General features: G+C 70.6%; 21 protein-coding genes. 7 read left to right on the top strand and 14 right to left on the bottom strand.

The genetic code is table 11. The features are described 5' to 3' along the window. Positions 1–13: 13 nt before the first annotated feature. The 5 genes from ACIF83_RS13615 to ACIF83_RS13595 all read right to left on the bottom strand — a co-directional run bounded on the left by ACIF83_RS13615 (position 14) and on the right by ACIF83_RS13595 (position 8,663). Positions 14–991 carry an ABC transporter permease gene (locus ACIF83_RS13615; protein ID WP_393468661.1) on the bottom strand — a complete coding sequence of 326 codons (978 nt, stop codon included), beginning with the start codon at positions 989–991 and terminating at the stop codon, positions 14–16. A gap of 99 nt (positions 992–1,090) precedes the next feature. Next, positions 1,091–2,887, bottom strand: coding sequence for an ABC transporter substrate-binding protein (locus ACIF83_RS13610; protein ID WP_393468658.1), 1,797 nt, complete (start codon positions 2,885–2,887; stop codon positions 1,091–1,093). A 102-nt stretch (positions 2,888–2,989) separates the two neighbouring features. After that, complete coding sequence (locus tag ACIF83_RS13605; protein WP_393468655.1) at positions 2,990–4,036, bottom strand: ABC transporter permease; 1,047 nt, start codon at positions 4,034–4,036, stop codon at positions 2,990–2,992. Positions 4,037–4,398: 362 nt separating this feature from the next. Further along, positions 4,399–6,306: a translational GTPase TypA gene (gene typA / locus ACIF83_RS13600; RefSeq protein WP_393468652.1), complete on the bottom strand. Its 1,908-nt coding sequence runs from the start codon at positions 6,304–6,306 to the stop codon at positions 4,399–4,401. 140 nt (positions 6,307–6,446) lie between these two features. Further along, complete coding sequence (locus ACIF83_RS13595) at positions 6,447–8,663, bottom strand: ABC transporter family substrate-binding protein (RefSeq protein WP_399726503.1); 2,217 nt, start codon at positions 8,661–8,663, stop codon at positions 6,447–6,449. A 287-nt stretch (positions 8,664–8,950) separates the two neighbouring features. Here ACIF83_RS13595 and ACIF83_RS13590 point away from each other — a divergent pair, with 287 nt between their 5' ends. Genes ACIF83_RS13590 through ACIF83_RS13575 form a run of 4 tightly spaced genes read left to right on the top strand, consistent with a single transcriptional unit; the run spans position 8,951 to position 12,810 of the window. Continuing rightward, positions 8,951–9,241, top strand: a complete 291-nt coding sequence (locus tag ACIF83_RS13590) for a hypothetical protein (RefSeq protein WP_393468646.1) — start codon at positions 8,951–8,953, stop codon at positions 9,239–9,241. Between the two features lie 22 nt (positions 9,242–9,263). Further along, positions 9,264–10,085 carry a hypothetical protein gene (locus ACIF83_RS13585; RefSeq protein WP_399726500.1) on the top strand — a complete coding sequence of 274 codons (822 nt, stop codon included), beginning with the start codon at positions 9,264–9,266 and terminating at the stop codon, positions 10,083–10,085. 14 nt (positions 10,086–10,099) lie between these two features. Beyond that, positions 10,100–12,043, top strand: a complete 1,944-nt coding sequence (locus ACIF83_RS13580; RefSeq protein WP_399726497.1) for a fumarate reductase/succinate dehydrogenase flavoprotein subunit — start codon at positions 10,100–10,102, stop codon at positions 12,041–12,043. Beyond that, positions 12,040–12,810, top strand: coding sequence for a succinate dehydrogenase/fumarate reductase iron-sulfur subunit (locus ACIF83_RS13575; RefSeq protein WP_398137674.1), 771 nt, complete (start codon positions 12,040–12,042; stop codon positions 12,808–12,810). The genes ACIF83_RS13580 and ACIF83_RS13575 overlap by 4 nt, the downstream gene beginning before the upstream one ends. On the opposite strand, the gene ACIF83_RS13570 is transcribed toward ACIF83_RS13575, so the two are convergent. Next, entirely contained in the window at positions 12,791–13,099 is a 309-nt protein-coding gene (locus tag ACIF83_RS13570) for a hypothetical protein (protein WP_393468634.1), read from the bottom strand. The genes ACIF83_RS13575 and ACIF83_RS13570 overlap by 20 nt on opposite strands. 37 nt (positions 13,100–13,136) lie before the next feature. Beyond that, on the bottom strand, positions 13,137–14,222 hold the full coding sequence (locus ACIF83_RS13565; protein WP_399726492.1) for a hypothetical protein: 1,086 nt from the start codon (positions 14,220–14,222) through the stop codon (positions 13,137–13,139). An 81-nt stretch (positions 14,223–14,303) separates the two neighbouring features. On the opposite strand from ACIF83_RS13565, the gene ACIF83_RS13560 reads away from it, so the two are divergent. Further along, positions 14,304–15,854: a hypothetical protein gene (locus tag ACIF83_RS13560; protein WP_399726489.1), complete on the top strand. Its 1,551-nt coding sequence runs from the start codon at positions 14,304–14,306 to the stop codon at positions 15,852–15,854. A 67-nt stretch (positions 15,855–15,921) separates the two neighbouring features. On the opposite strand, the gene ACIF83_RS13555 is transcribed toward ACIF83_RS13560, so the two are convergent. From ACIF83_RS13555 to ACIF83_RS13530, 6 genes are all read right to left on the bottom strand, one after another. Then, a complete protein-coding gene (locus ACIF83_RS13555; RefSeq protein WP_393468627.1) occupies positions 15,922–18,561 on the bottom strand; it encodes a SpoIIE family protein phosphatase in 2,640 nt (879 codons plus the stop codon). Positions 18,562–18,811: 250 nt separating this feature from the next. Continuing rightward, positions 18,812–19,240 carry an ATP-binding protein gene (locus tag ACIF83_RS13550; protein WP_393468624.1) on the bottom strand — a complete coding sequence of 143 codons (429 nt, stop codon included), beginning with the start codon at positions 19,238–19,240 and terminating at the stop codon, positions 18,812–18,814. 150 nt (positions 19,241–19,390) lie between these two features. Next, entirely contained in the window at positions 19,391–19,843 is a 453-nt protein-coding gene (locus ACIF83_RS13545) for a (deoxy)nucleoside triphosphate pyrophosphohydrolase (protein WP_393468621.1), read from the bottom strand. A gap of 50 nt (positions 19,844–19,893) precedes the next feature. Next, positions 19,894–20,085, bottom strand: coding sequence for an SPOR domain-containing protein (locus tag ACIF83_RS13540; protein WP_020942024.1), 192 nt, complete (start codon positions 20,083–20,085; stop codon positions 19,894–19,896). A 397-nt stretch (positions 20,086–20,482) separates the two neighbouring features. Further along, the gene (locus ACIF83_RS13535; protein WP_393468617.1) at positions 20,483–21,235 is read right to left on the bottom strand and encodes a GntR family transcriptional regulator; all 753 of its coding nucleotides are present in this window, start codon (positions 21,233–21,235) and stop codon (positions 20,483–20,485) included. A 179-nt stretch (positions 21,236–21,414) separates the two neighbouring features. Continuing rightward, positions 21,415–22,641 (bottom strand): DUF4190 domain-containing protein, encoded by a 1,227-nt coding sequence (locus ACIF83_RS13530; RefSeq protein ID WP_399726483.1) that lies wholly within the window; start codon positions 22,639–22,641, stop codon positions 21,415–21,417. Between the two features lie 112 nt (positions 22,642–22,753). Here ACIF83_RS13530 and ACIF83_RS13525 point away from each other — a divergent pair, with 112 nt between their 5' ends. After that, positions 22,754–23,974: a serpin family protein gene (locus ACIF83_RS13525; protein ID WP_399726480.1), complete on the top strand. Its 1,221-nt coding sequence runs from the start codon at positions 22,754–22,756 to the stop codon at positions 23,972–23,974. Here the strand turns inward: ACIF83_RS13525 and ACIF83_RS13520 are convergent. Beyond that, a complete protein-coding gene (locus tag ACIF83_RS13520; RefSeq protein ID WP_393468607.1) occupies positions 23,971–24,531 on the bottom strand; it encodes a YbaK/EbsC family protein in 561 nt (186 codons plus the stop codon). The two genes, ACIF83_RS13525 and ACIF83_RS13520, sit on opposite strands and share 4 nt — an antisense overlap. Before the next feature lie 263 nt (positions 24,532–24,794). On the opposite strand from ACIF83_RS13520, the gene ACIF83_RS13515 reads away from it, so the two are divergent. Next, positions 24,795–26,522 (top strand): BTAD domain-containing putative transcriptional regulator, encoded by a 1,728-nt coding sequence (locus ACIF83_RS13515; RefSeq protein ID WP_393468604.1) that lies wholly within the window; start codon positions 24,795–24,797, stop codon positions 26,520–26,522. The last annotated feature ends 302 nt before the right edge of the window (positions 26,523–26,824 follow it).

Raw genomic sequence — 26,824 nt, 5'->3', positions numbered from 1 at the left:
TGGTTCGTTCTTCCTAGGAGAGCCGGACGCGCGGGTCGATCCAGGCGTACGCGATGTCGGTGAGGATGTTGAAGATCAGGATGAAGAAGGCACCGAACAACATGACGCCCATGGTCAGCGGGAGGTCCTTGTGGACCGCGCCGTCCACGGCGAGCCGACCGATCCCCTGGAGGGAGAAGGTGAGCTCGGTGACGACGGCACCGCCGAGCATGCTGCTGAGGTCGATACCGAGCACGGTGACGATCGGGATCATCGAGCCGCGCCAGGCGTAACGGAAGAAGACGTACTTGCGCGACATGCCCTTCGCGCGGGCGGTGCGGACGTGCTCCTCGGCGAGCTGCTCGATCATCGAGGAACGCGCCATACGGGTGTACTGCGCGGTGAAGATGGTGGCCATCACCAGCGTGGGCAGCAGCATGCCGGTGAACCAGCCCCACGGGTCCTGGGTGATCGGCACGTACTGGGGGTTCTCCATCCAGCCCGTGCTGTAGACGAAGATGATCAGGACGATCGGGCCCAGGAAGTAGATCTGGAACGAGCTGAGCACCATCGACACGCCCGTGGCGACCTTGTCCACCAGTGAGCCTCGCCGGAAGGCGGCGACCATACCGGCGCCCACACCGACCACGAGGAAGACGACCGCACCACCGATGGTGAGGGTCAGGGTCGTCGGGAAGCGGTCCATGATCGTGCCCCAGACCATGTCGCCCGAGTAGAACGACTGCCCGAGGCACGGGGCGCTGCAGTGTCCGGTCGGGAAGTCACGGCCCATCACGATGCCGGACATGAAGTCCCAGAACTGCTGGACGATGGGCAGGTTGAGACCGAGGGCCTGGCGGATGTCCTCCAGTCTCTGAGGAGAGCAGTCCTTGCCACAGGCCAGGGAGGCGTAATCGGAAGGCGCGGCGACGAACAGGAAGAACGTCGCGGCAGCGATGAGGAACAGGGTGACCAGGGCACCGACCGTGCGCCGGAGGATGAACTGAAGCATGGCGGGAGGGCTGCTCTCTGCGGAGACGAGTGGGAGGTTTCACGGAGGTGCGGGGACGCGCTCCGCCTGGTGCGCGTCCCCGCGTTCAGCCGTAGAGAGTTACGACTTCTTCAGGTACAGCTGGTTGATGTCGATGAGGCTCGACACCGATCCGTAGCGGGCGCCGCCCACGTTCGACCCGGAGAGCTGGAACTGCTTGGTGTACCACAGCGGAGCGGCCGGCAGGACCTTCTCCATCAGGTAGTGCTGGGCTTCCTTCCAGGTCTTCGCGGCCTCGGCCGGCTGCTGCGTCAGGGCCTTCTTGATCAGGGCGTCGACCTTGGCGTCCTTGACGTGCGAGTAGTTCGGCGCACCGTCGGCGACCTGCGAACCGTCGTAGACCGGGGTGACCACGGTGGAGGGAGTCGGGTAGTCCTGGCCCCAGCCCGTGATGTACATGTCGTACGGGTTGTCCAGCTTGCCGATCTGCTCGTAGTAGCTCGCGGCGTCAACCTCCTTGGAGACGACGTTGAAGCCGACCTTGGTGAGCGCGTCCTCGATGGCGACCTTGCGCTTCTGGCCGTTCTCGCTGTTGCCGTAGGCGAAGACGACCTTCTTCTCGGACGCCGGGACGCCCTTGAGGAGCTCCTTGGCCTTGGCGATGTTGCCCTGCGGCGTCGCCAGACGGCCGTACGGGTCGTACTTGGCCTCGTAGCCCGGCAGCGTCGGCGCGAAGTAGTTCGGGGCCACGTCGCCGCCGTAGACACCGCCCTCACCGGCGATGAGCGACTTGGAGTTCACCGCGTAGGCGATGGCCTGACGGACCTTGAGGTTCTTCACGCGGTCCAGGTTGAACGTCAGCTGCATCACGTAGGGCTGGTAGCCCTTGACCGTGCGCTTGCTGACGGACGGGTTCTTGATGACGTCCTGGATCTGCGTGGCCTCGACGCCGCCGGTGAGCTGGATGGCGTTCTTGTCGTCGCCCTGGTCGGCGATCAGACGCTTGGTCTGGGTCGACTCGGTGACGCCGAACTGGAAGTTGAAGCCGTCCACGTACTGGTGGCGCACGGAGTCGGTCTTCGGGTCCCAGTTGGTGTTCTTGACGAGCACCAGGGACTTGCCGTTCTTGTACGACTGGATCTTGTACGGACCGGTGGCGACCGGGGTCTTGTCGTACTTCTCCTTGGTGTCGTCCTTCGCCGGGACGATGGCGTAGCCGGCCATGGCCAGCGTCTGCGGCAGGTCCGGACGCGGCTGGTCGAAGTGGAAGACGACCGTCTTGTCGTCCGGCGTGTCCAGGACCGACTTCGGCAGGTGCTTCTTGCCGAAGCCGCCGTCCGGCAGCGCCTTGCGGTAGTCGGCGCCGCTCAGCCAGGTCTGCAGGTAGGTCGGGCCGTCGAAGATGAACTTCGCGTACAGACGCTCGACGGAGTGGCGGACGTCGGCGGACGTGATGACGTTGCCCTTGGCGTCCTTGATGCCGTCCTTGAGGGTGAACGTCCAGGTCTTGCCGCCGTCCGACATCTTGCCGGCGTCGGTCGCGAGGTCACCCGCGACCGAGATGTTCCCCTTGTCGTCCTCCTGGAACTGGGTCAGGCGACGGAAGAGCAGGTTGGCGACCTGGCCGGCGTCGGAGACGTAGGTCTGGCCCGGGTCCAGGTGCGAGAGGCCCGCCTCCTGGTACACCGTGATCGTGCCGCCGCTCTGGGCACCGGGAACATCCTTGGCCGGACCGGTGGAGCCAGCAGCGTCGAGGTACGCGACCGCCTTCGACTGGACCGAGGCTTCCTTCTGATCCTTCTTGGAGTTCGCGCCGGAGTTGGTGCCCTTGTTCTCGGAGCACCCGGTGAGCGCGAGGGAACCGGCCGCGATGGCGACGACGATGGCCTGCGCTCTGCGCGAGCTGAACGACTTCATGAGGCGAATGCACCTACCTGTCCGTTGTTATCAATGAGTACTGCCTGACGCGGCTGGTAGGCCGACTCGGGGGCGGCAGTCATCCCCCCTCCAGCGGACGATCTACCGCCCGGACTTGGGGTCGAACGCGTCCCGCACCGAGTCTCCGAGGAGATTGAAGGCCAGGACGAAGATCACCAGTGCCACACCCGGGAAGAAGATGAACGACGGGTCCTGCTCGGCGTACTTGGCGCCGTTGGCGAACATTCGTCCCCAGTCCGGGGTCGGTTCGACGAAGCCGACACCCGCGAAGGAGAGGAAGGCAATGGTGAGGATGGTGCTGGGCAGGTTGTACGTGAACTGCACCAGGATCGGCGTCACCACGTTCGGCAGGATCTCCTTGCGGACGATCCGCCAGGGCGAGGCACCGGAGACCTTGGCGGCCTCCACGAACTCGCGCTCACGCAGGGACAGCACGGTCGAGCGGACCAGGCGGGCCATACCCATCCAGCCGAGCACCCACAGCACGATCAGCATCGCGACCGCCCGGAAGTAGGTCGGCGTCTCCTCCCGCGGGTCCACGAAGAACGCGGTCACCACGGGCATGAAGGCGATGAAGAAGAGCTGCTGCGGGAAGGCGAGGAAGAAGTCGGTGACCCGGCCGATCCAGTAGTCGGTCCTGCCGCCGAAGTAGCCGCCGATCAGGCCGAGGATGATGCCCGTGACCATCATCAGGAAGGTCACGCCGAGCGCCATGAACAGCGACGTGCGCATGCCGTACACCAGCATCGCGAAGATGTCGCGGCCGTACTGGGGCTCGACGCCGAACCAGTGCGTTCCGGACAGACCACCGAAGTAACCGAGCGGGAGACCGAAGTCGTCGAGGACGGGGGTGTCCTGGTACGTGGGGTCCTGCCCGTACAGCGTGTACGGGTCCGTCCCGCTGAGCTTGGTCAGCAGCGGCGCGGCCAGCGCGACGACGAAGTAGAAAATCACTATCGCGGCGCAGATGACACCGGTACGGTCACGCTTGAAGCGCTGCCACATCAACTGGCCGGGAGAGCGACCCTCGAGCTTCTTCTCCTCCTTGGCAGGAGTGGGCTTCGACTCGAGTTCGGGCTCCAAGGCAACCGACGGCCCGGAGCCTTCAGCCTTGGCGGGACTGGTCATGTGTGTTCTTCCCCCGGGGGGTTGGAGAGTTGAGCGCAGCGCAGATACCGGAGAGTTCTGCGGTTTGGGGGAACTTTCGCCAATGTGTTCAACGCGCGTCAAGGGCGGACGACATAGGGATCTCCCTACCGTCAATATTTTGAGCAAAAATTGCAAAGATCGACACCTGTGCGCGCTTGACACGGACGGCGACAGACCGGCAAATCGGGCACTTCGTCGTATTTTTTTGTTTTACATGTCCGAAACGTGAAGCGTGCTGCTCCGGTATCCGAACACTCGCCCTCTCCGGCGCCCGTGAGCACGCCGAAAGCCCGGCCCTCCGGTAGGCGGAGGACCGGGTCTTACGGGGTTCTCAGGAGGCGTCAGCCGTGCTTGGCGCGGCTCGCGGCGCGGGCGCGCTCGCGGGCGTCCAGGTTCACCTTGCGGATGCGGACCGCCTCCGGGGTGACCTCCACGCACTCGTCGTCGCGGCAGAACTCCAGCGACTGCTCCAGGGAGAGCTTGCGCGGCGGGACGATCGCCTCGAACGAGTCGGCCGAGGACGACCGCATGTTCGTGAGCTTCTTCTCCTTGGTGATGTTGACGTCCATGTCGTCGGAGCGCGAGTTCTCGCCGACGATCATGCCCTCGTACACCTCGGTCCCCGGGTCGGTGAACAGCACGCCGCGCTCCTGGAGGTTCGTCATCGCGAACGCGGTGACGGCACCGGCGCGGTCGGCGACCAGCGAGCCGTTGTTACGGGTCTGCAGGGTGCCGAACCACGGCTCGAAGCCCTCGTGGATGGAGTGGCCGATTCCGGTGCCGCGGGTCTGGGTCAGGAACTCGGTACGGAAACCGATCAGACCGCGGGACGGCACGACGAACTCCATGCGGACCCAGCCCGAGCCGTGGTTGGACATGTTGTCCATCCGGCCCTTGCGGACGCCCATGAGCTGCGTGACGGCGCCCATGTGCTCCTCGGGCACGTCGATCGTCATGCGCTCGACGGGCTCGTAGGTCTTGCCGTCGACCTGCTTGGTGACGACCTGGGGCTTGCCGATCGTCAGCTCGAAGCCCTCGCGGCGCATCTGCTCGACCAGGATGGCGAGCGCCAGCTCACCACGGCCCTGGACCTCCCAGGCGTCCGGACGCTCGGTGTCCAGGACGCGCAGCGAGACGTTACCGATCAGCTCGCGGTCCAGGCGGTCCTTGACCTGGCGGGCGGTGACCTTGCGGTCCTTGACCGCCGACTTCGCGTCGGCGCCCTTGCCGGTGCCGCCGCGGCCGACCAGCGGGGAGGTGTTGGTGCCGATGACCATGGAGATGGCCGGCTCGTCGACCGTGATCAGCGGGAGCGGGACCGGGTTCTCGGTGTCGGCGAGGGTCTCGCCGATCATGATCTCCGGGATACCGGCGACGGCGCAGATGTCACCGGGCCCGGCCACCTCCGCCGGCTTGCGGGTGAGCGCCTCGGTCATCATCAGCTCGGTGATGCGGACGTTGCTGATGGACCCGTCACGCTTGATCCAGGCGACCGTCTGGCCCTTGCGCAGCTCGCCCTGCTCGACGCGGAGCAGCGCGATACGGCCGAGGAAGTTGTCGGCGTCCAGGTTGGTGACGTGGGCCTGGAGCGGGGCGGCCTCGTCGTAGGTCGGGGCCGGGATGTGCTCCAGGATCGTGGAGAAGAACGGCTCCAGGCTGTCGCTGTCGGCCGGGACCGTGCCGTCGTCCGGCTTGGTCAGCGAGGCGATGCCGTCACGGCCGCAGGCGTAGACGATCGGGAACTCGATCTGCTCCTCGTCGGCGTCCAGGTCGAGGAAGAGGTCGTAGGTCTCGTTGACGACCTCGTCGATGCGGGAGTCCGGACGGTCCGTCTTGTTGATGCACAGGATGACGGGCAGGCGCTGCTGGAGGGCCTTGCGCAGCACGAAGCGGGTCTGCGGGAGCGGGCCCTCGGACGCGTCCACGAGCAGGACCACACCGTCGACCATCGACAGACCGCGCTCGACCTCGCCACCGAAGTCGGCGTGGCCGGGGGTGTCGATGATGTTGATGGTGATCGGGTCCCCGCCGTCCTTGGGGTGATACTTCACCGCCGTGTTCTTGGCGAGGATCGTGATGCCCTTCTCACGCTCCAGGTCGTTCGAGTCCATGACTCGGTCGTCGACCTGGTCGAGCTGGTGGGCGGCGAAGGCACCGGCCTGCTTCAGCATGCCGTCGACGATGGTCGTCTTACCGTGGTCGACGTGGGCGACGATGGCGACGTTGCGGATGTCGTGGCGCGTGGCCATATTGCGACGTACTCCCGGGATGTGAGGAAGGCCCTCTCGTACGTCCGTGTGACGCGGGCCCTGCCGGGCTTGACATGCCACGGCCTCACCCCATGTTACGTGGCCCTGAGGGGGTCGGCCTCCTCAGGGCTCCGGCGGTCTCAGCTGCCGGACGGGCTCGGCGCGACCTTGGCGCCGTTCTTCAGGAAGCCCATGTCCTCGTAGACGGGTGTCTGGAACCCGAACGCACCCGCGTTGACCAGGTTCTTCCGGGCTCCGACCAGCTGCGGCCGCTGGTAGAGCGGGATGGAGCCGGCCGCCGCCCAGATCCGGGAGTCCGCCTTGCGAATCAGGTCCCGCGCCTCGTCCTCGTCCAGCGCCGAGGAGGCCTGGTCGAAGAGCTGATCGACCTGGTCGGTGCCGACCCGGGTGAAGTTCTGCTCGACGTTCACCGAGCCGTCGGCGGCCGGGACCGGCTTGGCGTAGATCGGCCGGGCGTCGGTCGCGGGGAAGGCGGAGGACGGCCAGGAGTACAGGGCGAGGTCGTAGTCGCCCGCGGCGACGTGGTCCTTGAAGTAGCTCTCGTCCGAGACCTTGGTGATCGTGGTGCGGATGCCGACCTTGTCGAGCATGGCCGCGATCCGCTCGGCGACGGAGTTCAGGGTCTCGGAGCCGGGCCCCGAGGGGAGCACGAAGCGCAGGGTGAGCGCCCTGCCGTCCTTGGCCAACGGCCCGGTCACGGCACCGGCCGGGGCCGCGGTGCCCTTCGGGGCGTAGGCGCCGGGCGCGCCGCCCTGCCCGCCGTTGTACTGCTTGCCGTCCTGCGAGAGGTGCTTGCCGCCCGAGTCGCCCTTCTCCCGCTTCTCCTCGGCCGACTCGTGGTGCTTGCCCTTGTCGTCGCTGCCCTTGTCGTCCTCGCCGACGATGTACTGGCCGTCGTCGCCGCCGTCGGACTCCTCCGCCTTCTTCTTCTCGGCCTCGGCCTTCTTCTTCTCAGCCTCGGCCCCGGCCGCCTTCTCGGTCTTCTTCTGCTCCTTGACCGGTCCGCCGAGCACCCAGCCGGCGTCCGCGAGCATCGCCGCGGCCTCCTTGGTGTCCACGCCGCCCAGGGCGCCGCTGTTGTCGACGTAGTCGGCCTGCCCGGACAGGGCGAGGTGGCTGCCGACCGGGACGGCGGGCAGGCCGAGCGGGGTCAGCACGAGCTTGGCCAGTTCCTCGCGGTCGATCGCGCGGGCGACGGCCCGGCGGACCCGCTCGTCGGTGAGCGGGCCCTCGGCGCCGTTGAGGGCGAGCTGGGTGTAGGCGGGCTCCAGCGACTTGCGGACGTCGAAGGCGTGCAGCTTCTCCTGCTGCTCCAGGAACCGGGTGATGGCCCGGCGCAGCTTCTTCTGGCCGGCCTTGACCTCGTCGGAGTCGAGGCCGTGCGCGAGGGCCCAGGAGCGCAGCTTCTTGGCGGAGGTCTTGCCGGCGCCCTGCAGCGGGGTGCCGGTGCCCCCCTGGCGGGAGGCTAGGTTGATCCGCTCGGCCTCGGCCGGGTCGATGTCGGCGAGGTCCACGGTTCCGTCGGCGAGTGCCGCCGCCCGTTGGTCGCGGGCCACGGCGTGCAGCACGATCTCGTTCAGCTTGGCGGGCTTGCCCCACCAGCGCGGGTTGCGGGTGAGGACGATGTCCTTGGCGGCGGTGTCGACCTTCTCCACCTTGAAGGGGCCCGCGGTGACGTTCAGCTTGCGCCGGGCGCCGTCGTTGAAGGCGTCCGGGGTGCCCATGACGTCCTTCGGGTACAGCGGGGAGAACAGCGACTTCCAGTCGGCGTAGGGGCGGGAGAAGGTGACCCGCACCTGGAGGTCGTTCGCGCCGCGCTCGATCTTCTCGATGCGGTCGTAGCCGGCGTTGCGGGCGGTCCAGTAGGCGCTGTCCTTTCCGGACAGGGCGCGCCACTGGGCGACGAAGTCGGCGGCGCCGATCTCCCGGCCGTCGCTCCAGACGGCCTGCTGGTTCAGCTTGTACAGCACGACCTGGCGCGGCTCGGTCTCGATGACCTTGGCTGACTCCAGGTAGGCGGGGTTGGCCACCGGACGCCCGGCGGCGTCCAGGCGGAACATCGACGGCAGCACGGCCTGGGCGACCCGGGTGGTGCCCGCGTCGGCGTCCGCCTGGAACGTGTTCAGGGTCTCCGGTACGGCGTCCACGGCCCACTTCAGGGTGCCGCCCTCGGCCACCTTGTCGCGGGCGACGAGGTCGATGTCCTGCCCGGCCAGGGGGCGGCTCGGCTCCTCGTCGGAGCCACAGCCGGCGAGCAGGGACGCCGCGAGGGCCCCCGCGGTGAGGAACGCGGCCGAGCGCAGGACCGCACGCATTCCGACGCCGTCGTGGGACATCTCTGCTACCTCCGGGAAGCCGCGGGCGTTATGATCACTTTTGGCCGTATATGGAGCTGATCAGATCTATGCGCCCAGTGAAGAGGAAAGGATCCGGCAACAGCGGGCGACACGACGACGACGGAAAGTAAGCCACCCGTGCGGCGCAACACACCCGGAGATGCACCCACGCGACTCCGCCAATCGATGCACATCTCTTCACAGCGACAGGTGTGACGCGCAACACTCCAAGGCGCATGAACGTTGCCGCCCAGGGCCCGCAGGACCCGTGGAAGTGAGGGCAAGTCATGTCCGTGCACGACGAACTGACAACCGTCCAGCGCAGCCTCGACGATCTGTACCGGTCGCTCGGGCGCCTGGAGAAGCAGCTGGGCAGCGGTGGCCTGGAGATGCGCCGGGTCCGGATGGACGCCGACCATCTGCGCGAGAGCCTCGCGCTGCTGCGGGACGCGGCGCGCAGCCCGGCCGCCCCGAACCGGCCCGACCTCGTCACCATCTCCGACACGCCGTACGACATCAGCCTGTGGACGGACTCGGACGACGAAGGCCTGGGCGCCCGCGACCGGCACGCTCCCTGAACCGAACCGACCGGAGTCTCCCTTGGCGACTGGTACGGAACCTCAACAGAACAGCGGCGGCGTACGTTCGCGTACGCGCGCCGCGATCGACGCACCGCATCTGCGGACCGACCGCTGGTGGCTGGCGCCCGCCGTCACCGCGGCCGGTCTGTTCGCCTTCGTCGTCTACTCGACCTGGCGGGCCTTCGCGAACGCGTACTACTACGCGGCGCCGTACGTCTCCCCGTTCTACTCACCGTGCCTGGCGCAGAACTGCGCGACCATGCACGCGGGGCCGAACGCCGACCTCTTCGGGAACTGGTGGGCCATCTCTCCCGCCATCATCATCCTGATCTTCCCGCTCGGCTTCCGGCTGACCTGCTACTACTACCGCAAGGCCTACTACCGCAGCTTCTGGGCGTCCCCGCCCGCCTGCGCCGTGGCCGAGCCGCACCGGACGTACACCGGCGAGTCCCGCTTCCCGCTCATCCTGCAGAACGTCCACCGGTACTTCTTCTTCGCCGCCCTGCTGGTCGCCGGCGTGCTGACCTACGACACCGTGCTGTCCTTCCGTGACGAGCACTACCGCTGGGGCCACATGGGCCTCGGCACCCTGGTCTTCCTGGTCAACATCGTGCTGATCTGGGCGTACACGATCTCCTGCCACTCCTGTCGGCACATCGTCGGCGGCAAGCTCAAGCACTTCTCGAAGCATCCCGTGCGCTACAAGGCGTGGCAGTTCGTCGGAAGGCTCAACGCCCGGCACATGCAGCTCGCCTGGGCGTCGCTGCTGAGCGTGGCGTTCGCCGACTTCTACGTCTATCTCGTCGCGTCCGGAGTCTTCGACGATCCGCGCTTCTTCTAGTGAGGGACTGACTGATGTCCGTGGTGGACCGGCAGGAGTGGGACGTCGTCGTGGTCGGTGCCGGCGGCGCCGGGCTGCGAGCCGCGATCGAGGCGCGCGAGCGGGGCGCCCGTACGGCGGTGATCTGCAAGTCGCTGTTCGGCAAGGCGCACACGGTGATGGCCGAGGGCGGCATCGCGGCGGCCATGGCCAACGTCAACGAGCACGACAACTGGCAGGTCCACTTCCGTGACACCCTGCGCGGCGGCAAGTTCCTCAACCAGTGGCGGATGGCCGAGCTGCACGCGCAGGAGGCCCCGGACCGGGTGTGGGAGCTGGAGACCTGGGGCGCGCTGTTCGACCGTACGAAGGACGGGAAGATCTCGCAGCGCAACTTCGGCGGCCACGAGTACCCGCGGCTCGCGCACGTCGGCGACCGTACGGGTCTGGAGCTGATCCGCACCCTCCAGCAGAAGATCGTCGCGCTCCAGCAGGAGGACAAGAGGGAGACCGGGGACTACGAGTCCCGGCTGAAGGTCTTCCAGGAGTGCACGGTCACCAGGGTCCTGAAGGACGCTGCATCCGACAGCGGCGGGCGGGTCTCCGGGGTCTTCGCGTACGACCGCGAGTCCGGCCGGTTCTTCGTCCTCGAGGCACCCGCGGTGGTCGTGGCGACCGGCGGGATCGGCAAGTCCTTCAAGGTGACGTCCAACTCGTGGGAGTACACGGGCGACGGGCACGCGCTGGCGCTGCTCGCCGGGGCGCCACTGCTGAACATGGAGTTCGTGCAGTTCCATCCGACCGGCATGGTCTGGCCGCCGTCGGTGAAGGGCATCCTCGTCACCGAGTCGGTGCGCGGGGACGGCGGGGTGCTGCGCAACTCCGAGGGCAAGCGGTTCATGTTCGACTACATCCCCGACGTCTTCAAGGAGAAGTACGCCGAGTCGGAGGAGGAGGGCGACCGCTGGTACGACGACCCGGACCACAACCGGCGTCCCCCGGAGCTGCTCCCCCGCGACGAGGTGGCCCGGGCGATCAACTCCGAGGTGAAGGCGGGCCGCGGCTCCCCGCACGGCGGGGTCTTCCTGGACGTGTCGACACGTATGCCGGCCGAGGTGATCAAACGCCGGCTGCCCTCCATGTACCACCAGTTCAAGGAGCTGGCGGACGTCGACATCACGGCGGAGTCGATGGAGGTCGGGCCGACCTGTCACTACGTGATGGGCGGCATCGCGGTCGACTCCGAGACCGCGGCGGCGCGCGGGGTGCCGGGGCTGTTCGCGGCCGGTGAGGTCGCGGGTGGCATGCACGGCTCCAACCGGCTGGGCGGCAACTCGCTCTCCGACCTGCTGGTGTTCGGGCGCCGGGCGGGCTGGCACGCGGCCGAGTACGCGGCGGGCGCGACCGAGCGCCCCCGGGTCGCCGACGCCCAGGTCGACACTGCGGCCGCGGAGGCCCTGCAGCCCTTCTCCGCCCGGCCGGAGGCGGAGGCTGGCCCGCCGGAGAACCCGTACACCCTGCACCAGGAACTCCAGCAGACCATGAACGACCTGGTCGGCATCATTCGCCGCGAAGGCGAGATGGAGCAGGCCCTGCAGAAGCTGGCCGAGCTGCGCGTACGGGCCCGGCGGGCCGGTGTCGAGGGGCACCGCCAGTTCAACCCGGGCTGGCATCTCGCCCTCGACCTGCGGAACATGCTGCTGGTCAGCGAGTGCGTGGCACGGGCCGCGCTGGAGCGCACCGAGTCGCGCGGCGGCCACACCCGCGAGGACCATCCGACGATGGACCGCGCCTGGCGCAACGCGAACCTGCTGTGCTCGCTCGCCGACCCCACCGGGGGCCTCGCGGCGAACGATCCCGCGCGCGGCCAGATCCGGCTGACCCGGGAGACCACCGAACCCATCCGCCCGGACCTGCTCGCCCTCTTCGAGAAGGAGGAGCTGGTCAAGTACCTCGCCGAAGAGGAGCTGTACGAGTGAGCAGCTACGAGGCCCGCTTCAAGGTGTGGCGGGGTGACGTGGAGGGCGGCGGCCTGGAGGACTTCAGGGTCGAGGTCCACGACGGGGAGGTGGTGCTGGACATCATCCACCGGCTCCAGGCGACCCAGACACCCGACCTGGCCGTGCGCTGGAACTGCAAGGCGGGCAAGTGCGGTTCGTGCTCGGCGGAGATCAACGGGCGCCCACGGCTGATGTGCATGACGCGCATGTCGGTGTTCACCCGGGACGAGACGATCACCGTCACCCCGCTGCGCACCTTCCCGGTGATCCGTGACCTGGTGACCGACGTCGGCTTCAACTACCAGAAGGCCAGGGAGGTTCCGGCCTTCGTACCCCCCGCCGGAGTGGGCCCCGGCGAGTACCGCATGTTCCAGGAGGACGTAGACCGCTCGCAGGAGTTCCGCAAGTGCATCGAGTGCTTCCTGTGCCAGAACACCTGCCATGTCGTCCGCGACCACGAGGAGAACAAGACGGCGTTCGCCGGGCCGCGCTTCCTGATGCGGGTCGCGGAGCTGGACATGCACCCGCTGGACGCGGCGGAGGAGACCGGCCTGGACCGCAAGAGCACCGCCCAGGACGAGCACGGCCTCGGCTACTGCAACATCACCAAGTGCTGCACGGAGGTCTGCCCGGAGGACATCAAGATCACGGACAACGCGCTGATCCCGCTGAAGGAGCGCGCGGTGGACCGCAAGTACGACCCGCTGGTCTGGCTGGGGTCGAAGATCAGGAGGAGGTCTTCGTAGTGTTCCGGCCGGGGCTCTGGGCGCGGACCTGGATGATGAATCCGGCCAGGAAGAGCGCGAGGTAGCCGAAGAACGCGAGGCCGCCGATCCCGGCGTCCTCGAACGGCCCGAGGAGCAGGAGCAGGCTCAGCCCGAGCGTCGTGACCAGGGTGCCGTACCCCCACAGCCGCGGCCGTACCACCCGGCGGCGGGCGGGCCACGGCACCCAGTCCGCCACGATGGACGCGATGCTGCCCGCCGCGAACAGCGCCACGGCCAGCCATGCCGCCACCACCAAGTACATGTGCATGACGATCAGCGTCCCACCGGAATGCCCGGCTCGGTAGTCATCCGACCCAGTCCTTCCGGTACGCCCGCCAGTCCGCCCCCGTCGCCGCGAAGTCGACGTACAGGGCGACGCCGAAGCGGGTGCGGCCGGCGTCGGTGCGGGACAGGCCCAGTCGGACGCCGCGTACGGCGGCCGGGACGGTCTCCGCTGCGGCCCAGTGGCCCATGTTGTCGGTGTGGTAGAAGGGCAGGCCCATCAGGAGGTCGGTGGTGTCCGGGGTGACCTCCAGGGCGAGGCTGGTCTGCTGGGCCACGTAGCCGCCGTACAGGCTCTGCAGCGGCTGCGCGGTGTCGTACGACATGACGGCGATCTGGTCCACCCGCCGGGCCACCTGGCCGAAGTAGGCCTGTGACCACCACTTGGGGTGGCCGGTGGTCAGGCCCGCGAGGGAGTGAAGCGCGGGCAGCGGGTCTATCTGGTGGGCCGCGACGGAGAGCAGTGCGTGGTGGGCGTGGGTGAGCGCGCGGAGGTCGTCCAGGAGGGAGAGGTAGTCGCTGTCGCCGGAGTGCAGGGGCTCCAGGTCGAAGTGGGCGCCCTCGAAGCCGGCGGCCAGGATCCGGCGGGTCGAGGCGACGACGGCGCTGCGGGTGGCGGCGCGCTCCAGGTGCAGGCCGTTGGGGGTCTCACCGGCCAGCTTGTCGCCCAGCCAGGCCTGGACGCGGATGCCGGGCATCTCCCGGTGTACGGCTTTGATCAGCCAACGCGCCTTCGGAAAGGCCGACTTGGGAAGGGTGCCGTCGTGTTCCAGCGGGCCCGAGTGGACGTACAGGTCGCGGATGCCGGTGCCCTGCAGGCGGCGGGCGAGGGCTTTGACGTCCTTGCCGGTCTTGCGGCCGTCGACCCAGGCGTGGCCGAGCCAGAGGGCGTCTCGGTCGCGGGTGTGGGTGCCCTTGGCGGGGTCGCCGGTGTAGTTGAGGCGGAGGGCTGTCTCCGCGGTGAGGAGGGGGAGGAACAGAAGAAGCAGTGCGGTGGCGACGACGATGACGATGCGGCGGCGCCGGCGGCGCGGCCGTGGCCTCTCTGGGAGGTTTTCGCCGTCGGCGGCCTCCGGGCCCGTCGGTTCGCCGGTCTTCTCCTCGTTCAATCCTGTCCCCTGGTCTTCCTCGTCCCCCAGCCGTATCCGCCCCACTCGCGAAGCCGCCTACCTGCCCATACGCTCCAAAATGTGACGTCCTCCCTGATCCGGGGCCGGCCCCGGCGTGCCAAGGCGCACATACGGATGCGGGTGACGCATGCCGTGCTGGGTGCGCTCGTGGGGGCCGGGTGGCTGGTGTTGCCGGTGATGACGGCTGGTGAGCATGATCCGGTTCCCGTCTCCCCGGCCGGGCCGGTCGCGAGCGCCGCCACGACGCAGCAGGACGGGACGTCCGTCACCGATCTCCTCATGCCGCTGGTCGCCGTCGGTGCGGCCGGGGCGCTGGCCGGGTACGGCTATCTGCGGCGCACCCGGCGGGCCCGGACCCGGACGACGCCGGGCGTGGTGTCGGCGGCGCCGCCCGTGCCCACCGCGCTCGAGAACGAGCGGCAGGCCCGCGCCGCGCTGGTGCTGGCCGACGACTGCGTACGCGGCAGCAGGGAGGAACTTCCCTTCGTCGAGGAGCTGTTCGGCAGGGAGGCGGCCAAGCCGTTCGTACACGCCCTGCGGGCCGCGGAGACCGAGCTGTCGGCCGCGTTCGCGATATGGCGGCGGTACGAGGAGGGGGTTCCGGGGGACGCGAGTGCCCGGCGGCAGGCGCTGGTGGGAGTGGTCGGGCGGTGCGCGGAAGCGGGGCGGCGGCTGGATGCCGAGGCGGAGGGGCTGGACCGGCTGCGGGGGCTGGAGCAGGGGGTGGGGGCGGCGCTGGAGGTCGCCGAGGGGCGGTTCCGGGAGCTGACCGCGCGGACGGCGGCGGCCCAGGCCACGGCGGCGGAGCTGCACCAGCGGTACGCGCCCTCGGCCGGGGTCCCCGTCACCGGGTATGTCGAACAGGCCAAGGACCGGCTGGTGTTCGCCACGTTCCAGCTCAACGAGTCCCGTCAGGCGGCCGATTCGGGGGACGGACAGCGGGCGGCCCGCCGGCTGCGCGCGGCCGAAGGGGGGGTCGCCCAGGCCGGTGTTCTCGTCGGCGGGGTCGAGCGGCTCGCGGCACAGCTGCGGGAGGCGGCCGCGCTGGTGCCGGCCGCGCTGACCGGCGGGGAGGCGGAGATCGCCGAGGCACGGCGGGACGGCGGGCGGGCCCTGCTGGCCCCCGGTGAGCTGCATGCGCGGATCGCCCACGCCGACGGGGTGCTGGCCGCCGTACGCGCGGAGCTGACCGCCGGCCCGTACGACCCGCTGGACGCGCTGCGGCGCATCGCCCGGGCGGTGGAGCGACTGGAGGTGGGGCGGTCGGGGGTGGTGGAGGCGGCCGCGCGGCTCGTGTCGTGCAGCGCGCTCGGTGGGGCCGAGGACTTCATCGCGGTGCACCGGGGGGCGGTGGGCGCGGAGGCACGGGCCCTGCTGGCGGAGGCGGAACGGGCGCTCGGCTCGGGGGCCGACGCGGACGTACTCGCCCGAGAGGCCCGCGATCTGGCCGAACGCGATGTGCGGACCCACGGGAACCCGTACGCCGACGGCCACGCCACCGGTCTCACCGGTGCCGTTCTCGGCGGAATCCTGCTGGCCGAGGAGCCGGACGGCGGTCCCCCGGCCGGCTTCGGCGGCCCGGAGACCCGGGGCCGCCGACATCTTCGGTAGCCGTGCCCCCGTAGCCGACCGAGTCGGGAACGGGGATCTGGGGGCGTAGCCCCCCCAGGTCGGTGCGTCAGAAGAGGCTGAGCAGCGCCTCCGCCGGGTCCGTCAGGCTGTTCTCGCCTCCGGGGAGCGGGAGTTCGAACCAGACGGTCTTGCCGCGCGGGGTACGGCGCGAGCCCCACGCCGCGCTGAGCAGGCCGACCAGTTGCAGGCCCCGGCCCCCCTCGTCGGTGTCGCGGGCGCGGCGGCGGCGGGGCTGGACCAGGCCGGAGTCCCAGACCTCGCAGACCAGGGTGCGGTCCAGCAGCAACCGGAGCCTTATCTCGCCCTCGCCGTAGCGCAGCGCGTTGGTGACCAGCTCGCTGACCAGGAGTTCCGTGGTGTCGACCAGGGGTTCCATGTCCCAGCTGAGCAGCTGTGCGCGGGCGTACTCACGGGCCCGCCCCACACTGCGGGGCTCGCGCGGCAGCGTCCAGTCGCCGACGGAGTCGGCGGGCAGGCCCTGGACCCGGGCCATCAGCAGGGCGATGTCGTCCTCGCCGTGGTGGGTGTCGAGGGTGTTGAGGACGTGGTCGCAGACGTCCTCCAGGTTTCGATGGGTGTCGGCGCGCAGCGCCGTCGTCGAGGGGTGGCGGTCGGGTGACGGGTGGGCGGGGTCGGTGAGTGCGCCGACGAAGGCCTGGAGGCCCTCGTCCAGGGGGTGGTCGCGGGACTCGACCAGGCCGTCCGTGTAGAGGGCGAGCAGGGCGCCCTCCGGGAGTTCGACCTCCACCTCCTCGAAGGGTTCGCCGCCCACGCCCAGCGGCATGCCCGGCGGCACGTCGAGCATCAGGGCCGCCTCGCCGGGTTCCACCAGCACCGGGGGAAGGTGGCCGGCGTTGGCGAACGTGCAGCGTCTGGTCACCGAGTCGTAGACCGCGTACACGCAGGTGGCGAGATAGACCTCGGAGAGGTCGGCGTCGCGGGGCTGGCGGGCGGCGCGGGTGGCCTGCTGGACGCCGCCGGGGGTGCCGAGGCCACGGGCGATCTCGTCCAACGCCGAGAGGACCTCGGCCGGTTCGAGGTCGAGCAGGGCCAGTGTGCGGACCGCGGTGCGGAGTTCACCCATCGCGACCGCGGCGCGCAGACCCCGGCCCATGACGTCCCCGACCACCAAGGCCGTGCGGTGGCCGGGGAGTTCGATCACGTCGAACCAGTCGCCGCCGACCTCGGTCGCCGCGTTGCCGGGCAGGTAGCGGCACGCGATGTCGAGGCCGGACGCCTCGGGGTCGCCGGGCGGGAGCAGGGACCGCTGCAGTATCAGCGCGCGTTCGTGCTCGCGGCGGTACAGGCGGGCGTTGTCGATGCAGACGGCGGCCCGCGCGGCCAGTTCCACCGCGAGGTCCCGGTCGCGGTCGCCGAACGGCTCGCTGCCCTTCGTGCGGGCGAACTGGGCGAGACCCACGACGGTGTCGTGGGCGACCATCGGCACCACCAGCATGGACTGCACGAGACCGCCGTCCTCGGCGGGGACGCGCTGCGGGCGGGCGGTGCGCAGGGCGTCCGCGCAGGGCGAGTTGAACGGGAAGTGGTGGACCGCGCCGACCGCGACGGGTTCGCCGGAGCCGCTGAACGGCGCGTCCGAGACGGCGCTGGCGAAGGCGACACGGCGCAGTGCCGCGCTGCCGTCGGCGAGGCCGGGCGGGGTCTCGTCGCCGGTCAGCAGGCCCTGGTAGAGGTCGACGGTGGCGAGGTCACAGAAGCCGGGGACGACGACGTCGAGGAGTTCGCGGGCCGTGGTCTCCAGGTCCAGGGAGTTCCCTATGCGGGCGCCGGCCTCGTTGAGCAGGGCGAGGTTGCGCCGGGCCGCGGCCGCCTCGCGGGCTGCGGCGCGGCGGGCGGTGATGTCGGTGCCGAGCCAGGCGATGCCGATGGGCCGGCCGCTGCCGCTGTGCACGCGGTAGAGGTTGACGGACCAGTGCCGGCGTTCCTCGGAGCCCGGGACGAAGCCCGTGACATGCATGTCGGTGATGGAGTCGCCGGTCTCCAGCACCCGGCGCAGGGTGGCCGAAACCCGCTCGGCCTCACCACGCGGGAGGTAGTCGTGAACTCCCTTGCCACGGTGGTCGTCCGGGGTTCCGCCGAAGATGGAGGCGAAGCGCATGTTGGCGCGGCGCACCCTGAGGTCGATGTCGATCAGCAGGAAGCCGAAGGGGGATTGACCGAAAATCGCCTGCGAGGCGGCGAGGTCGGTCTCGATGCTGCGCAGGGTGCGCACGTCCACCACTATGCAGACGGCGGCCTTGTCGCCCTCGGCGGTCCGGGTGGGCATGACGTAGACCTCGGCGAGCCCCTCCTCGCCGCGCGCCCCGTCCGGCCGGTCCGGCATCCGGAAGGGGACCACCCCGGTCCACTCCCGCCCGTCGAGGATTTCGGCCATCTTGCGCTGGCCGCGCTCGTACAGGTCGGGATCGATGAAGGCCTCGATGGGGTCCATGCCGACGGCGCGTTCGGCGGGGATGCCGAAGAGCTGCTCGGCGCGCAGGCTCCACTGGTCGACCAACCCGCCGGGGCTGATGGAGAAGGACGCGACCCTGATGTAGTCGTAGATCGAGCCGGGCGGACTGCTCTGCCACATGGCGTCGCCGGTCGCCGCGGTCCGTGCGGCCTGGCCCCTCGCGCCGCCCGACGGGTCCTCGGACTCCGTGGCCTTCGCTGGTATCTCGCTCACGCGAACCGTCCCCTCCAGCTCACCGCGCCCGGCACCGGTCACCGGGGGCGGCTGCCCGCAGTATCCAGCACTACGGCGCCGCACGACACGGTGTTCACGATCACAGCTCGGTCCAGGCGTTTTTCGGACCTGACTGCGACAACACATCCACTCTTCTAACCAGGGAACACGCCCTCGAATCACACATCCCCACACCTGTGCCGGGCGCACATCGCAGCATGGACGGCGCACGGTGGCCTGTACACCAGGCTCACCCGGGCACCGCCAGTTCGAACCAGACGGTCTTTCCGGTGTCGCCGGGCCGGGTGCCCCAGCGGCGCGAGGAGCCGGCGACCAGTTGCAGACCACGGCCGCTCTCGTCCTCGGGGTGGGCGACGCGCTCGCGCGGCGGGTCCGGCAGCGGGTCGGAGACCTCGACCAGCAGCGTGTCGCCGAGCCCGGCGGGGCGTACCAGACGTACGCCGATCGGCCCGGTCGCATGCCGCAGGGAGTTCGTCACCAGCTCGCTGACCAGCAGTGCGGCCAGATCGGCGAGACAGTCGAGGTCCCAGCCGCGCAACTTGCCCCGGACCGCGGCGCGGGCGGTGCGCACGGCGCCGGGTTCCGCGGGAAAGGTCCACTCGGCGCAGTCACCTTCGGTGTCGATCACGCCGATCACTTCCCAGGCCAACGAGCCCACCCATGTCCGGTTTCGTGGGGTTAATGGGGACATACCCGGTATCCGGGAAGCGTTACCGTGCGGAAGGGCGCACGGTGGCACGAACGGCGTAAAGGGCGCGTGCGCGCCGCTCGGGGCAGCGTGCGTCCAAGAGCTCGGGGCAGCGTGCGCCTAAGAGCTCGGGCGGTGCGACTGTCGGGCGGCTGCAGGATTGTCGTGGCTTGTCGCGCCCCAGCGGGCGACCACCTCCACGACCGCAGGGACGTCCTGGTCGAGCCAGTTCACATCCCAGATCTCGTCCGGAGTCAGCCAGCGCACGTCGTCGTGGTCCTCAAGGGGGCGGGGGGCGGCGGAGCCGGGGCGCAGGCGCGCGGTCCACACCTGGAGGACGTACGGGGATCGCAGGGGCCACTCCCCCGGCACGCGCTCGACCGCCTCGGTGTCGATGCCGAGTTCCTCGCGCAGTTCGCGCACCAGGGCGTCCTCGGGCCGCTCACCGGACTCGACCTTGCCGCCGGGCAGCTCCCAGCGCCCGGCCAGCTCGGGAGGCGCGCTGCGCCGCGCGGCGAGCAGCCGGCCGGCGTCGAGCAGGGCGGCTCCCACCACCACGATCCGTTCGGTCATGGAGCGGAGCCTACGGGAGCGCGTCAGTGGTCAGTTGAGCGCGCCTGAGGTCAGTTGTGGGCGCCGTCGCCGTTCTGGCCGATGCGTTCGACCCAGTAGAGCTGCTTGTGGCCGCGGTCGTCGAGACTGTCGGCGATCTTCTGCGCCTCGGCCCGGGTCGCGTACCGTCCCACGCGGTAGCGATTGCCGTTGTCGTCCTGCCTTATGACGATCCAGGGCAGGGAGACCGTGCCCTCACTCATCGCCCCCACCGTTCCTTCTCGCACCGCCCCGCCCTCCCCCACTCCGGACTTCTCCCCCACGCTCGACTTCGCTCGCGCGGGAGGGACCCTCACTGCAGAGGGACCCCCATCCCTTCCCGGGCCCCCGTCGTGCCCCTCCCAAGGAAACCGCAATCCGCATATGCCCGAGCGTACGCCCTACCTTCACGGAGCGAATACGCCTTTTCACAAAGAGGTACGCAACCAGCCAGAACGCAGGGGGCGCGCGATGGGGAACGCGCCGCCCTACCCACCTCTGTCGTGCGTCGGGGGCATATCGGGCGGACCCTGGATCACCTGGGAAAACGGCCGGATTGCAGCGGCCGGGAGCCGATCGCCGGGTGCGGACGCCCGCCTCGGGAGCGTGCGGGGGTGTGCGCTACTTCACTGGCAGGTGGTACGCGACCCGGTAACGGTCGGCGGGGATCACGACGTCGGCGGTCTCCACGGGGCGGCCGGAGGCGTAGTAGGTGCGCTGGATGACGAGGACGACATGCCCGGGGACGCCGCCGAGGACGTGCAGTTCCTCGGCGAGGCCGGGGCGCGCGCCGACCTCCTCGGTGACGTTGTCCACGATGACGTCGATGGCGCGCATGCGCTCGACGACACCCATGCCGCCGAGCGGGCCCTCCTCGGGCAGCATCACGGGCGTGCGGCCGGTGACGGCAAGGGGCTCCCAGGAGGTGGAGAGCATCATCGGCTCCCCCGCGTCCCGGAACAGGTACCTGGTGCGCATCACCCGCTCGCCGGGCTTGAGACCGAGCCGCTCGGCGATGGCGGCCCCGGCCTCGGCCTGCTCGCTGCTGGACTCCCAGGTGCCACGCACCGTGGCGTCGGCCTGCTCCTGCCGGAAGGGCGTGGCGCCGGAGGGCGGCCGGAATCCGGAGCGGGCCAGGCGCCGGGGCACCGGGCGCTCGCGCACATAGGTCCCCGAGCCGGAGCGGCCCTCGACCAGACCCTCGGCCATCAGCACCTTGCGGGCCTCCAGCGCGACCGTGTCCGAGACGCCGTACTCCTCGCGGATACGGGCCTGGGAGGGGAGCCGGGTGTGGGGCGGCAGCGAACCGTCGACGATCTTCTTGCGGAGATCACCCGCGACACGCAGGTACGCCGGCTGCTCACCGAAAGTCACTGGCCGCTCCCATCAGGTTGTACAGACAGCAACAGCCTGGCAACCGTGGGTTGTGCCATGCAAGCAAAGGCCAGAGAATCACTCGATGTGATGACATGTGGCCGGGGAGTGCTTTACCCAGGCACTCTCTCCCCGTTATAGCCACGGTCACACCTCTGCGTGATCACGCCCCGGCGCGATCACACCGCCAGCGCGCCCCCGCTCCCGCCGCCGGAGGAGCCGCCCGAGCGGTCGTCACCCTTGTCGTCGGGCGGCGGGGTGGTCTCCAGGCCCAGGGCTTTGCGCGCGGGGACCGCCTTCTTCGGGTCGAGCAGTTTGAGCCCGGTGTCGTAGTGCCGGTAGAAGGCGTCCAGGCCCTTCGCCTGCGCGGCCTTCGCCCACTCCGCGCGCGCCTTGTCCAGGTCGGACGCGAGCACGGTGACCTGCCCCACGGCGTCGGCGGGCCACTCGTTCGCGCGCAGCATCCGGGCCTGCTCGGCCAGCGCGGCCGACACCCGGCCCGCCCACTTCTTGTGCCCCGGCAGGTCGTCCTCGACGTACTCCGTGTCGGGGGCCGTGGCCAGGGCCGCGTTGAGGACGTGAGCCGCCTTCAGATAGGCGACCTGGTCGGGGTCCAGGACGGTCGCGTCGTTGCGCAGCGAGCCGGTGAGGTTCGCGCCCTCGGTCACGTTGCCGAACACGCAGGTGACCTCCCGGTCCCCGGCGGACCAACTGCCCTCGGTGGGCGTGAGGTAGTAGACGTCGACGTCGTCGGGCACGGCCCAGCCGTCCATCGCGTAGGCGTCCTGGAGGCCGTAGCAGCGCTCGTCGGCGGTACTACTGACCGAGTCGTCGCCGGGATAGGTGCCGTCCTTCAGCCGGAAGGAGGCGAACACCTCGCCGTCGTGCTCGCCGGAGCAGGGGACCTTGTCGACGTCGCTGGTCTCGCCGCCGAGGCTTCCGCCGGGCGCGTCGAAGCACTCGCCCTTGACCAGCGAGATGCTCGCGCCGTTGCGTGCGCCCTCCTTGACGCCCTCCCAGAAGGAGGAAGCGCCGCCCGTGGCGAGCATCAGCACCCACAGCGCGAGCCCGAGCCCGGACAGCACCGAGCCGCCGATCGCCAGCCCCTTGCCGCGCTCGCCCCGTCGGCCGATCTGCCGCAGCGCGATCAGCCCGAGCAGCAGCCCCACACCCGGCAGACAGCACAGCACACCGAACACGAGCGAGGTGATGGCGAGTCCGTTGACGGGCGCGGGCTGGTTGTAGGGGCTGTAGCCCTGCACCCATGGCTGGTACGGCCCGTAGGGGCTCTGCGGGCCCTGCGGCTGCGGGTGCGACGGCGGCCCGTACGGCCCCTGCGGGTACTGCTGGGGTGGCTGATACGGCCCTTGTGGCTGGTGGGGGCCGGGGGGCGGGGGTATGGACACCGGTACCGTGCTCCTGGGTCGGGCGGTGGGAATGGTCAGACGGGCCCTGGGGCCGACGGCTGGACCGACGTACGACTGGGCGCATGGTAAGCGGGGCACGAGTGGGGGCGGAATGAGGGTGGAAGCCCGGGCGGACAGCCGGGTGGTGAGCGCCACCGTGGGTGCGGTGAACGGGCTCACCGCACGGTGGGCGGCGGCAGCGGCACCGGAGGGTACGGCGTTCTCGGCGGCCGGGGTCTGGCCCCTGCTGGCCTTCCTCGCGGACGGCGCGACGGGCGCCGCACGGGCCGAGCTGGCCGGGGCGCTCGGCGTGCCCGCGGACCGGGCGGCCGCCGCCGCACGGGAGTTGCTGGCCGGGCTGCAGTCGGTGTCCGGCCTGGACGCGGCGCTCGGCCTGTGGACGCACGAGCTGCTGCAGCTGCGCGAGGAGTGGCGGGCCGGGCTGCCGGCCGGGACGTACGGGGTGTTCGGGGAGGACCTCGTCACCGCGCAGGAGCGACTGGACGCCTGGGCGGCCGAACGGACCGGCGGGCTGGTCGAGCGCATGCCGGTGACGCTGACACGGGAAGCACGGATGGTGCTGGCCAGTGCGCTCACGCTGCGCACGGACTGGCGGCAGCCGTTCACCGAGACGATGCTGCGCCCGGACTCCGGTCCCTGGCAGGGCCGTTCGCTGCTCGGGCTGCACCGCAGGAGCGTGCGGCCGGACCGGGTCGGCGTGACGAGCACGCCGGCCGGCTTCGTGACCGCGCTGACGGTGCCCGGCGACAACGGCATCGACGTCCATCTGGTGCTCGGCGAGGAGCGGATGGCCCCGGGGCAGGTGCTCACGGCCGGGGTCGGGGTCGTGGAGCGCACGCTCGCGGTCACCGGGGGCGGGCAGCTGCCGTTCGGGCATGTCGGGCCCGGCCTGCACGTGGAACAGCAGCCCGCGCTCGCGCCGGAGCCGATCACGCTGGACGTGCGGACGGTGGCGTACGAGGTGCGCGCCGACCACGATCTGCTGGCGCTGCACACCCTGTTCGGACTCACCACGGCCCAGAACGCCGATCAGGGCCACTTCCCGGGCATCAGCGTCATGCCGCTCGCCGTCCAGGACGCCCGTCAGTCCGCCCTCGCCCGGTTCGGCGCGCTCGGCTTCCGGGCGGCGGCGGTGACGGCGGTCATGCCGAGATACGGCGCCGGCGTCCCGCAGTACCGCTACGAGACGACGGTCGTGCGGGTGGCCTTCGACCGCCCCTTCGGCTTCCTCGCGGTCGACCGCGAGTCCCGGCTGGTGCTGATGGCGGGCTGGGTGACGGATCCGGCGCCGTATCCGGCCATGGGCCGTTAGGAGCGCTGCTCCCGCGGCACGTCCATGGCGGGGCCGAGGACGCCCGCCAGCGGCGGGGTGGTCAGCGGGGCCGTGCGGGGGCGGGTCAGGGTGACGTACGCGGACACCGGCACGGCGATCGACAGGTCGAGGCGGGCCGCGTTGAAGTAGATCCGGTCGTTGTCCAGCAGGGCGGTGTCGACGACCAGTTCCAGGTCCGGGTGGAACGTGAACGGCACGACGCAGCCGCTCACGCAGCCCGACAGTCTTTCGGCCACCTCGCGTGCGGCGAAGGCGGCGTCCGTGCCGCCGTACAGCTCGCGCACCCGGGTCATGTCCAGGCGGCGGTCGCCGGGTACGACGGCCAGGACGTAGCGGCGGCTGCGGCGGCCGGTGCTCACCCGCACCACCAGGCACTTGGCGGCCTGGTCCAGCGGATGGCCGCGCAGCTCCGACGCGAGGTCCGTACGGCCCTCGGGCGCGTGCGGTATCAGGCGGTACGGGACGCGGGCGTCGTCCAGCAGCGACAGCAGACGGTGGGAGGTGTCCGGGGGCAACAGGTCGAGGTCGCGGGGCACGGTGAGGCCTCTCTGTGAAGGACGGGCGGCGCTCTCACCGTGCCGGGCCTGCCTATATTTCTCCGCTGCGCACCCTCACCACGGCGTTCCCCAGTGCGGCCGGCTCCCCGGCGATAACCCGCCAATAACGCCCCTCTCTAGCTTCGGGAACCGTAGAGATGGCTGGCCGCACCAGAAGGGGGTGGTGTCCCATGGAGTTCCGGGTCCTTGGGCCAGTGGAGGCGTGGCGAGGGGGTGAGCGGGTTGCCCTCTCCGGTTCGAAGATGCACACGGTGCTGGCGACGATGCTGCTCGCCCAGGAGCGGGTGGTGTCCGACAGCCGCCTGAGCGCACTGTTGTGGGGGTGGGAGCCGCCGGCGACGGCGAGCGCGCAGATCTACACGTACATGTCGCGGCTGCGCAAGCAGCTCGGCGAGGAGGTCGAGATCGTACGGCGGCCCCCCGGGTACGTGCTGCGCGCCCCCGGTGCCGTCGTGGACCTCGTGGAGTTCCGCAGGCGGGAGCGGGACGGGCGGCGGGCGCTGGCGGAACGGCGCTTCGAGGAGGCCGCCGACCTGCTGCGCGAGGCGCTCGGGCAGTGGCGGGGAGCCGCGCTGGCGAACGTCACCGAGCACATGCTGGACGCCGAGCTGGCACCGCTCGAGGAGGAGCGGATGCTCGCCCTGGAGTCGCGCCTCGAGGCGGACCTGGAGCTGGGGCGGCACGAGCAGGTGATGGCCGAACTGACCGCACTGGTCGCCGAGTTCCCGGTACGGGAGCGGCTGCGGGCCCAGCTGATGACCGCGCTGTACCGCTGCGGCCGGCAGGCCGACGCGCTGCACACCTACTACGAGGGCCGCAAGGTGCTGGCCGAACAGCTCGGCATCGACCCCGGCGAGGCACTGGGCTCCACGTACCAGGCCGTGCTGGGCGGCGAGCTGGGGCTGGGACCGCGGCGCGGCACGCAGCCGGCCGCGCGGCCCGTGCCGTCGATGCTGCCTGCCACGGACGGCGAACTCGTCGGCAGGGAGCGCGAACTCGAGGCGCTGCGGGGGCGTCTCGGCCAGGGCGGCGGTGCGCCGCGACGGATCCTGGTGACCGGCATGGCCGGTCTCGGCAAGACGGCGCTCGCGGTGCGGGCGGCGGCCGAGAGCGGCGGACTCTTCCCCGACGGGCTGCTCTTCGCCGAGCTGTGCGGACTCGACGGCGCCCCGCGGGCCCCGCGCGCGGTCCTCGCCCAGCTGCTGCGGGCGCTCGGCGAGAGCGACCACGCGCTGCCGGCCGGCGATCTGGACGAGCTGGTACGGCTGTACCGGGCGCGCACGGCCGAGCGGCGGCTGCTGCTGGTGCTCGACAACGTCAGCGGCGACCGGCAGCTCGCGCCGCTGCTGCCGGCCGGTGACTCGGCGGTCCTGATCACCAGCCGGAGCCGGCTGGCGCGGGTGGCCGGCGGGGACACACTGGCACTGTCACTGCTGGACGACGCGGCGTCGCTGGAGCTGCTCGCCGCCCGGGCGGGCCGGCAGCGGCTGGACGACGACCCGGACGCGGCCGACGATCTGGTGGCGTACTGCGGCGGGCTGCCGCTCGCGCTGTCGATCACCGGCGCCCGCCTCGCCGCCCGCCCGCACTGGACCGCGGCGCGGCTCGCGGCCCGGCTCGCCGACCCCGCCGTGCGGCTCGCCGAACTCTCCTTCGGCGACCTGGACCTGAGCCGGGTCCTGCGCTCCTCCGTCGAGCCGCTGCCGCCCACGGTGCACGACGTCCTGGCCGGGCTCGCGGACCCCGGGCTGGGCGGCGAGCCGTTCTGCGCCCAGTGGGCGGCGGACCGGCTCGGCCTGACGGAGGACGCGGCGGAGAACGCGCTGGAGGCCCTCGTCGACACCGCCCTGCTGGACCTGTCCGGCCTGGACGACCAGGGCCGTCCGCTGTACCACTGCCACGAACTGGTACGCCTGCTCGCCGCCACCCTCGACCTCTCGGACCGGCCGACCGTCCGCGCGGGGCGGTGACAGGGGCGTGCCGGTGCGGACATCCTGCTCGCCGACGACCTGGACGGACGGAGCCTGCGGGCCCTGTGCGCGAGCCGGTGAACGGCATGCGCCCGAGCCGACACACTGCTCGCCCGCGACGGCTCCGGGCCACCGGACGTCCGTGCCAGGACGTACGGAGGCCGAGCCCGTGCGGACATCCCGCCCGCAAGCGACCCGGACGGACGGAGCCTGCGGGCCCTGTGCGCGAGCCGGTGAACGGCATGCGCCCGAGCCGACACACTGCTCGCCCGCGACGGCTCCGGGCCACCGGACGTCCGTGC

The organism is Streptomyces sp. NPDC085866, assembly GCF_044541035.1.
GTDB lineage: Bacteria > Actinomycetota > Actinomycetes > Streptomycetales > Streptomycetaceae > Streptomyces.
Note: the sequence above shows the minus strand (reverse complement) of the source record. Positions and strands in the feature narration are given on the sequence as shown.

What these genes read in the sequence shown, in the direction of transcription:
- ACIF83_RS13595 (WP_399726503.1), bottom strand. Translation starts at nt 8,663, where the DNA reads ATGTCCCACGACGGCGTCGGAATGCGTGCGGTCCTGCGCTCGGCCGCG.
- ACIF83_RS13515 (WP_393468604.1), top strand. Translation starts at nt 24,795, where the DNA reads ATGCACACGGTGCTGGCGACGATGCTGCTCGCCCAGGAGCGGGTGGTG.
- ACIF83_RS13615 (WP_393468661.1), bottom strand. Translation starts at nt 991, where the DNA reads ATGCTTCAGTTCATCCTCCGGCGCACGGTCGGTGCCCTGGTCACCCTG.
- ACIF83_RS13540 (WP_020942024.1), bottom strand. Translation starts at nt 20,085, where the DNA reads ATGAGTGAGGGCACGGTCTCCCTGCCCTGGATCGTCATAAGGCAGGAC.
- ACIF83_RS13570 (WP_393468634.1), bottom strand. Translation starts at nt 13,099, where the DNA reads ATGCACATGTACTTGGTGGTGGCGGCATGGCTGGCCGTGGCGCTGTTC.
- typA (WP_393468652.1), bottom strand. Translation starts at nt 6,306, where the DNA reads ATGGCCACGCGCCACGACATCCGCAACGTCGCCATCGTCGCCCACGTC.
- ACIF83_RS13610 (WP_393468658.1), bottom strand. Translation starts at nt 2,887, where the DNA reads ATGAAGTCGTTCAGCTCGCGCAGAGCGCAGGCCATCGTCGTCGCCATC.
- ACIF83_RS13590 (WP_393468646.1), top strand. Translation starts at nt 8,951, where the DNA reads ATGTCCGTGCACGACGAACTGACAACCGTCCAGCGCAGCCTCGACGAT.
- ACIF83_RS13545 (WP_393468621.1), bottom strand. Translation starts at nt 19,843, where the DNA reads ATGACCGAACGGATCGTGGTGGTGGGAGCCGCCCTGCTCGACGCCGGC.
- ACIF83_RS13525 (WP_399726480.1), top strand. Translation starts at nt 22,754, where the DNA reads ATGAGGGTGGAAGCCCGGGCGGACAGCCGGGTGGTGAGCGCCACCGTG.
- ACIF83_RS13605 (WP_393468655.1), bottom strand. Translation starts at nt 4,036, where the DNA reads ATGACCAGTCCCGCCAAGGCTGAAGGCTCCGGGCCGTCGGTTGCCTTG.
- ACIF83_RS13580 (WP_399726497.1), top strand. Translation starts at nt 10,100, where the DNA reads ATGTCCGTGGTGGACCGGCAGGAGTGGGACGTCGTCGTGGTCGGTGCC.